Annotated in this window: 8 protein-coding genes and 2 pseudogenes; 7 read left to right on the top strand and 3 right to left on the bottom strand. The window is 57.8% G+C overall.

All coding sequences use genetic code 11. The annotated features are described in order from the left end of the window. From ACX12L_RS22595 to ACX12L_RS22580, 4 genes are all read left to right on the top strand, one after another. The coding region (locus tag ACX12L_RS22595; protein ID WP_459264538.1) for a hypothetical protein at window positions 1–478 on the top strand (478 nt) is incomplete at its 5' end. A 140-nt stretch (window positions 479–618) separates the two neighbouring features. Further along, window positions 619–1008, top strand: a complete 390-nt coding sequence (locus ACX12L_RS22590; RefSeq protein ID WP_459264537.1) for a type I restriction endonuclease subunit M — start codon at window positions 619–621, stop codon at window positions 1006–1008. Window position 1009: 1 nt separating this feature from the next. After that, complete coding sequence (locus tag ACX12L_RS22585; RefSeq protein WP_459264536.1) at window positions 1010–1747, top strand: hypothetical protein; 738 nt, start codon at window positions 1010–1012, stop codon at window positions 1745–1747. After that, window positions 1744–2193, top strand: a complete 450-nt coding sequence (locus tag ACX12L_RS22580) for a hypothetical protein (protein WP_459264535.1) — start codon at window positions 1744–1746, stop codon at window positions 2191–2193. The genes ACX12L_RS22585 and ACX12L_RS22580 overlap by 4 nt, the downstream gene beginning before the upstream one ends. Before the next feature lie 20 nt (window positions 2194–2213). Here ACX12L_RS22580 and ACX12L_RS22575 read toward each other — a convergent pair whose 3' ends face one another. Next, window positions 2214–2618: a helix-turn-helix domain-containing protein gene (locus tag ACX12L_RS22575; protein WP_459264534.1), complete on the bottom strand. Its 405-nt coding sequence runs from the start codon at window positions 2616–2618 to the stop codon at window positions 2214–2216. On the opposite strand from ACX12L_RS22575, the gene ACX12L_RS22570 reads away from it, so the two are divergent. From ACX12L_RS22570 to ACX12L_RS22560, 3 genes and pseudogenes are all read left to right on the top strand, one after another. Next, the gene (locus ACX12L_RS22570; RefSeq protein WP_459264533.1) at window positions 2612–3868 is read left to right on the top strand and encodes a hypothetical protein; all 1257 of its coding nucleotides are present in this window, start codon (window positions 2612–2614) and stop codon (window positions 3866–3868) included. The genes ACX12L_RS22575 and ACX12L_RS22570 overlap by 7 nt on opposite strands. A 27-nt stretch (window positions 3869–3895) precedes the next feature. Then, window positions 3896–4900, top strand: coding sequence for a dienelactone hydrolase family protein (locus tag ACX12L_RS22565; RefSeq protein WP_459264532.1), 1005 nt, complete (start codon window positions 3896–3898; stop codon window positions 4898–4900). A 627-nt stretch (window positions 4901–5527) separates the two neighbouring features. Beyond that, window positions 5528–6734, top strand: a pseudogene (locus ACX12L_RS22560) (tyrosine-type recombinase/integrase). 84 nt (window positions 6735–6818) lie between these two features. Here the strand turns inward: ACX12L_RS22560 and ACX12L_RS22555 are convergent. After that, window positions 6819–7007 carry a helix-turn-helix transcriptional regulator gene (locus ACX12L_RS22555; protein WP_459264539.1) on the bottom strand — a complete coding sequence of 63 codons (189 nt, stop codon included), beginning with the start codon at window positions 7005–7007 and terminating at the stop codon, window positions 6819–6821. A gap of 18 nt (window positions 7008–7025) precedes the next feature. Continuing rightward, a pseudogene (locus tag ACX12L_RS22550) lies at window positions 7026–7140 on the bottom strand (IS5/IS1182 family transposase); the annotation flags it as partial.

Below are 7140 nucleotides of genomic sequence, written 5' to 3'. Positions count from 1 at the left end.
CCACCACAGACCACCAAGAAGGAGAAGGCGACCAAGAACTTATCCACAACGTGAGCGTGAAGTTCACGAATCAGGGTGGGTCAAGATTCGATGGAAATGGTGGGTCAGCTTTGCATGGAAATCAACACTCAGTCCATTCGAGTCTCAGTGGATACTTTGGTCCTATTGCGTCCGACGCTTCGGCCGTGCAATCTTGCCGACCGTACCTCTGTGCAATCAGGAGCATGGTTGCGAAGTTCTGGCGATGCTGTCCGAGATGCCGGTCGGTGATGTTCGTGACGCCGTCGCATCGCGCCGATTGCACGCCTGGGCCCTTTTGGATGGCATTGGTGCCTATGGTGAAACTCCGTCACTTCTGAGCAACTGGCTGTCCGCTACTGACAAATTCGCAGACTTGATCGAGCAGCCATACGCCTCTGACTCTGATCTGCTGTCCGCGCTCTGCCAAGCGCATGTTTCGTTGATGGCCTCTCGCTGAGGCCCCGTCTCCCATCGGCTGCTGTTCTGCGGCCTCGCTGATCTCTCTCGCTTCTCTTCTATCCGCCAATCGTTCGCGGAGGACTAAGCGTGCCCGTTTGTTTTTCAGTTTTGTTTCGTTCCCTACCTATGGAGATTCCCATGACCACTACACCCGAATCCACATCTAGTTTGGCTCCGTCTGCACCTACCGTCGCCACCATCATCTACTCCAGCAGCGCCAAGTTTCCGCTGGGCCAAATCGTCGCCACCCCAGGCGCTTTGGAACTGCTGCAAGAAACTGGCTTCAGCGCGGCAGCCCTAGTCAGCCGCCACGTTCATGGAGACTGGGGTGACCTGTGCGACGAAGACCGCGCAGAAAACGACTTTGCCGTCACCCGCCGTTTGCGGATTCTGAGTTGCTATCGGCTGGTCGATGCGGAGCGACTGGCTGCTACGCCCAGAGACAAGCGTTCGTCACTGCCAACGCTTTGGATCATCACGGAAGCCGACCGCAGCGTGACTACGCTACTTCGTCCAGATGAGTATTGATATGTCCAAAGCCGTCTCATCAAAGCGCGCTGAGCCGTCATATACGTTTCAGCGCATCCACGCGGCGCTGCAGACCGGCCATGCGCTTACCGTTCAACAAAAGCGCGAAGAGCCGGTTCCGGTTTTCATGCAGCAATCGGTTCTGGACGCATCTTGCGGGACTCACATGCTGGCGATGCTGCTTGTGATTCATGGACTTGCCAAGGCGTCAGCACTACACGATATGTCACGGCGCAAGCATGGTGTCGCCGCCGCAGTGTGGACTGCAATGTCCCCGTACTACTTCACCGGCATCAATCCCAAAGATTGGGCGGATGCAGTAAACAGCCTCGGACTGCCACTTGAGCTTACGGCTCGCTATTGCATCGAGCACGATGTGGATGCCCCCGCCGTCAAATGGCTCATGCAAGGCGATCTGGTTGCCATCGCATTTGCCTCGGTCAAGCATCACCGCACCAAGCACTGGGCTCTCGCGGTGGGTGTGGAGGGTTTGGTCGTCGGTCAAAGCCACTTTCCGCAGCGCATCCTGCTACTGGACAGTGGTGGCGCAGAACCATGTTTCCATGCCCATAACGCACGGCTGCGTTTGCCAGATGCCGGTCCCGGTAGCCGTCGTGCTAAGCCTGGTTGGCACAAAGAGCCCAAGCAGAAGATGATCATCTGGATGCATGAGTCTGAGTCTTGGCAACCCGAGGCAGTGCGGTTGCTTGCAGCCATACGTGTGCGGAGAACGTCATGACACTGAACCGACGCGAATGTTTGTGGACGCTGGCTCTGGTGTGCATGCCAACCCCTTTGGTCGTGTACTCAGAAAGGGTTCTTGACGATCTGTGGGCGGCGACTGAGCCAGGAGCGATGCCAGCATTGGACTGGGGCGATCTGGGCGCGGTAATGGAGCGTTGGGGGCGGTCCAAATGGAGCCATGTCGTTACCGGCCATCACTGCGACCTGCAAACCATGATCCATGACAGCATCGAGGCCACTGCACCGCAGGTGTCACCAGAGCGCCCATCGACTGTCATCGTGGTGCTACGCGGCGGCTCCGGCTTGCATCTGGATCAGTGCAAGGCGGTATCCAGCGCGTTCCATAGCGCGGTGGCAGCTTGTTCTGAACTGTGGTTTGCTGCAGCGCCTGCCTCGGCCTTGGTGGACAAGCTGCGACTGACAGTGGTCGTGAGCGGCTGAAACGAGCTGATCAGCACCTACTAGGCGGCAGCTTTACCCGGCACTTTGGCGCGCTTGGCTGCAGGCTTTTTGTCGAGCACGGCCTGATTGGCGCGGCGCAGTGTCCCGCCCTCAGTCGTGGGTGGATGTGCCAGCCGAATGCCGCCGAACAAGTCGGCCAAGGTGATGTCCAGCACGTGGCAGATGGTGGCCAGCGTCAAAACACTCGGATTCACCAGACCCAGCTCCAGCTTGGACACCCGAGTGCGCTCCACCTCGGCACTCATTGCCAATTCCAACTGCGTCATGCCGCGCTCTTCACGGAAGCTTCGTAGGTTCTCGCCAACAGCCAACGTGATGGCATTCGGTATGAGTCGCACCTTGCGGCGGCGCTGAACCAGCGTCTCGCTGGCAGTGCTTTGTTTCTGTGGAGCAGTCCATGACATGCTCCACAGGCTCTCGAAATGTGCCTACCAAGGAAACGTCTTATAAGGAACATCGCATGCCAGAATGTTCCTTGAGAGGCACAAATTTTTACAACCAACAGGAAGAAAAAATGAACCCCAAAAGAACTACCGCTATGACCTTGGCGGCAACGTCCGTGTTTTTGCTGGCCGCATGCGGTGACAAAGCGCCGTCCTGCGCTGATCCGGCCACGGTGTCGCTGGTCCAGCAGATTTACCAGCAGAGCTTTGACAAAGAGCATGCAAGCATGAGTCCTGAGCGCCAGCGCAGCGTGCAGATCACGAGCAAGAACACCAAAGTCACGGTGGAGTCCATCACCACCGCTCGCAGCGACGAATCAACAGGGAAGAAGGCCTGCTCAGCGGTCCTGACGGCGGTGATACCGCAAGACGCTATCCCTACCGATCAACGGATGCTCAATCACCTGCGCGGCACGTATGAGCCTCAAGGCGCAGCGTTGGAGGGCAATACCGTCAAGGGCAGTGTGACCTACACCGTCCAACGTACCGAAGACAGCAAGGAGATACTGGTCAAGCTCACGGGGCACTTGGCATTCATGGGGTTGTTCCACGATCTGGCGATGCTCCGCGTGTTCGACAAGAGCGAAGCGGAGATTGCCAAGATTGCCGGTGAAGCTCCGCCAGCAGCCGAGGCCAAACCAGCGGAGCCAACTTCACCAGAGGTTTCACCAGTCGCCCAACCTGCACCAGCCGTAGCTACGCCAGTGCCAACGAACACTGCACCCGCTGCGGCACCAGTCGCTCCGCAAGCCAACGTGACGGCTGCAGCTCCGGCTGTGACCGTGCCGCACCTATGCACGGCTGCTGAGACCCCGATCTTTGCGTGTTCCACCGGCAAGAAGCGCGCCTCGGTGTGCACTGGCCGCGCTGGTGACAATGAGCAGTTGACATACCGGATAGCACCGCTGGAAGGCGCAGCGGAGATGGAATATCCGAGCGGTGGCATTGCTGCGGCTTCAGCTTTCCAGCGTGGCTCACAGCTTGGTCAAGATGGCGCTGCTGTGAACTTCCTGTCGTTCGACAAGGGCAACTATCGCTATGTCATTTATGCCGGTGACGGTGAAAATGGACGCAAGGGAGTGATGGTGGAGCAGGGCGGCAAGCGCATTGCTGATCTGCGTTGCCAGGGTGATGCTGTGTCCCGCTTCGACCCCGCGCAGCTTCAAAAGATGGGGCTGAGCATAGACAGCCGGACGCTGCCACTGCAGTGAGCACCTATGTAGGAGTCAAAACAAAAAATGAAAAATCAACCTCGCACCGCTTTTTGCTCGCTTCTTGGTGCCGCAGTGCTATGCGTGGCATCGACCTCATCCTGGGCCGCCTCAGACGACGTGATTCCCATCGAGAAGTACCAACCACCCATCGTGGAGCAGTATCCACCGGCATCATCCCATGGCTGGAACATGGAACGACCGCTGGTGAACAATGGGCTCAACCTGTTCTCCGCCAACGTTCCGTCTTATGACGGCAAGGGCATGCTGTTCTCTAGCTGGACAGCACAGAACGGTCGAGTGTTTGAGCGCCCCACCATCATCATCGTTCATGGTGGTCATGGTGTGGCACCCGGCAACCTGGACACCGCTGTGTGGGCCAAACGCAACCTCGACGCCAACATTCTGATTCTCGATTCGTATTGGTCACGGGGGCGTACGGAAAACTGGCTCAGTTGGACTCGCTTTGGGGCCAACATGCGAGTTCTTGATCTGATCGCTGCTGCTCGGTTCACGCGATCCGAAGGTGCTGATCCCAAGAAGACGTTCGTGATTGGCGACAGCCAAGGCGGATGGACGGTGCTGCGTGCGTTCACAAACCACAACCTCAGAAGCGAAATCACATCATTGTTGGCTGGAGGTGTGTCTCTTTACCCCAACTGCTATGTGAAAGAGTCCATTTTTGGTCGTGCGCCCAGCGGCAGTACGGATCGTGAAGACGCTCCTCCGCTGGGCAACTATGTGGCACCTGTGATTGCGTTTACTGGTAGTGCAGATACCGCCACACCGCTGTCTCAGTGCAACGTGGACAAAGTATTCAAGGGCGTCGAGAAGTGGACGAACTTTGAGGGCGCTACGCACGCATGGGACTCGCCAACCCGAGGTGTCGGTCGTCGGGCGGAAGATAACGTGTGCACTCGGGCGCTCAACAAGTACAACCCATTCCCCATCTGCAGCAGCAACAAGTTCACGGACATTACGCGGAGCGATATTCTGGATTTTGTTGAGAGACATTTGCCCAAAGCGCAATGACCCGGCGCAAGTTCGCACGGCTGTAGGGGGAATGCCACGCAAAGCGATGCCGTGGTTGCGGACGTACTCAAATCCATGGGAGTTCAATGAACAACCAAATGCCGTCAAATTTGCTGTATGTTCGGACGGGGCAGGGTGCCGTTGGGTTTTTCTGGACTACACCCAAATCGACAAAACACTATGACGGTAAAGCTGACGGTATGGACGACCTTGGACGAATCACTCGTTCTATCTCAATTGGTGCAACACGGAACGAAGAAGTCCAAGCTTTCGTTCCGGTTGACAATTGAGTGGGAGTGATTGGGCGTCTGGCATCGGCTGGCATCGGCTGGCACCGATTGGCACCGATTGGCACCAAATCATCTATAAACTATTGTCAATATTGAACTTTTTTCCTGGTTGTTCAGCATAGATTGGCAACTTCTGGCGCCGTTAAGCACTGTCTTTTCATGGCATGGTGAGTGGTACTATCTCTCTCTGATGCCATGAGAGGCTATCGATACCATGAAACCGCTTCGCGGCTGTTCATGGTATCTAAAGTGCACAAGCCTTTGATTTATATTGACTTTTCTGCGATGTGGGCGGGTGTGCAGATCATGGTATTCGAAATGACTCAGGAGGAACGCCATGCTGACCGATACCAAGCTGCGCAACCTCAAGCCGAAGGATAAGCTCTACAAGGTGAACGACCGTGACGGCCTCTATGTAGCCGTCACGCCGGCCGGGGCGATTTCGTTCCGCTACAACTACGCTATCTACGGTCGGCAGGAGACCATCACCTTCGGCCGCTACGGTCTTGGCGGCATCACTCTTTCGGAAGCCCGCGAACGGTTGGGCGAGGCCAAGAAGATGATCGCGGCCGGGAAATCACCGGCCAAGGAAAAGGCGCGGGACAAGGCTCGCGTCAAAGATGCCGAGACGTTCGGGGCGTGGGCGGAAAAGTGGCTGCGCGGCTACCAGATGGCCGATTCCACCCGTGACATGCGTCGCTCAGTCTATGAGCGCGAGCTGAAGCCAAAATTCGGCAATCAGAAGCTGCTGGAAATCACCCACGAAGATCTGCGCGCGCTGACCGACGCCATCGTGGAGCGCGGCGCACCGGCAACCGCAGTGCATGCCCGCGAGGTGGTGTTGCAGGTCTTTCGCTGGGCCATCGAGCGCGGGCAGAAGGTCGAGAATCCGGCAGAGCTGGTGCGGCCGACGACCATCGCCAAGTTCGAGCCGCGCGATCGCGCGCTGACGCCCGACGAGATCGGCTTGATGTACCAGTACATGGAGCGCATCGGTACAACACCATCCATCCGGGCGGCGGCCAAGCTGCTGTTGCTCACGATGGTTCGCAAGAGCGAGCTGACAAAGGCGACGTGGAGCGAAATCAGTTTCAGCGACGCGCTTTGGACGATTCCGAAGGAGCGAATGAAGCGGCGCAATCCGCACCTGGTGTTTCTGTCCCGCCAGGCGCTGGACATCTTCATTGCCCTGAAAACCTTCGCGGGTGGATCGGACTACGTGCTGCCGTCGCGGTATGACTCAGACACGCCGATGAGCAGTGCCACGCTCAACCAGGTGCTGACACTGACATATCGGCTGGCACAGAAAGAAGGAAGGGAAGCCGCTTGCCAAATTCGGGCCGCATGACTTGAGGCGCACGGCCAGCACGTTGCTGCACGAGGCCGGCTACAACACCGATTGGATTGAGAAATGCCTGGCGCACGAACAGAAGGGCGTCAGGGCCGTCTACAACAAGGCCGAGTACCGCGAGCAGCGCACGGCGATGTTGCAGGACTGGGCGGACATGATAGACGAATGGACGCTGAGACGGCCGAAGGCGTAAACCAGACGAAGGCAGGTTAGGCAGCGCCGCCTGAGCATCAAGGCATGGCCTCGGGTTTCATTGACACTTGAGGGGCGCAGCGTTTTAGCCGCTAAAAGGGGCAGCAGAGCCGCCGGCCACGGCAGACAGAGTGAAGCCAGGGCGCATGGCCTGAGTGCCTGACGACTTCCGCGCCTCGATCCATTCCTCGACCTCGGCCAAGTCCCAGGCGACGTTTCGGCTGGTGAGTGCGATCCGGCGCGGAAACTCCCCGCGCTGCTCCATGTTGAAGATCGTGCGCTCAGAACCTGTTTACGATCTCCTGAGTAGCAACGCCAAGAACGCCAAGTGGATGAACTGCAGGCTGGTGTTGAGCAGGCGCTCGCAGTTCTTCCACAGCCTGCGGTTCTTCTCCAGCCAGGCAAAG

This window comes from Alicycliphilus sp. T452 (assembly GCF_054512775.1).
This window is presented reverse-complemented; position numbering and strand designations above follow the sequence as displayed.

Bases quoted from the DNA above. Each gene is read 5' to 3' on its own strand.
- ACX12L_RS22590 (WP_459264537.1), top strand. From the start codon at position 619: ATGACCACTACACCCGAATCCACATCTAGTTTGGCTCCGTCTGCACCT.
- ACX12L_RS22585 (WP_459264536.1), top strand. From the start codon at position 1,010: ATGTCCAAAGCCGTCTCATCAAAGCGCGCTGAGCCGTCATATACGTTT.
- ACX12L_RS22580 (WP_459264535.1), top strand. From the start codon at position 1,744: ATGACACTGAACCGACGCGAATGTTTGTGGACGCTGGCTCTGGTGTGC.
- ACX12L_RS22570 (WP_459264533.1), top strand. From the start codon at position 2,612: ATGACATGCTCCACAGGCTCTCGAAATGTGCCTACCAAGGAAACGTCT.
- ACX12L_RS22575 (WP_459264534.1), bottom strand. From the start codon at position 2,618: ATGTCATGGACTGCTCCACAGAAACAAAGCACTGCCAGCGAGACGCTG.
- ACX12L_RS22565 (WP_459264532.1), top strand. From the start codon at position 3,896: ATGAAAAATCAACCTCGCACCGCTTTTTGCTCGCTTCTTGGTGCCGCA.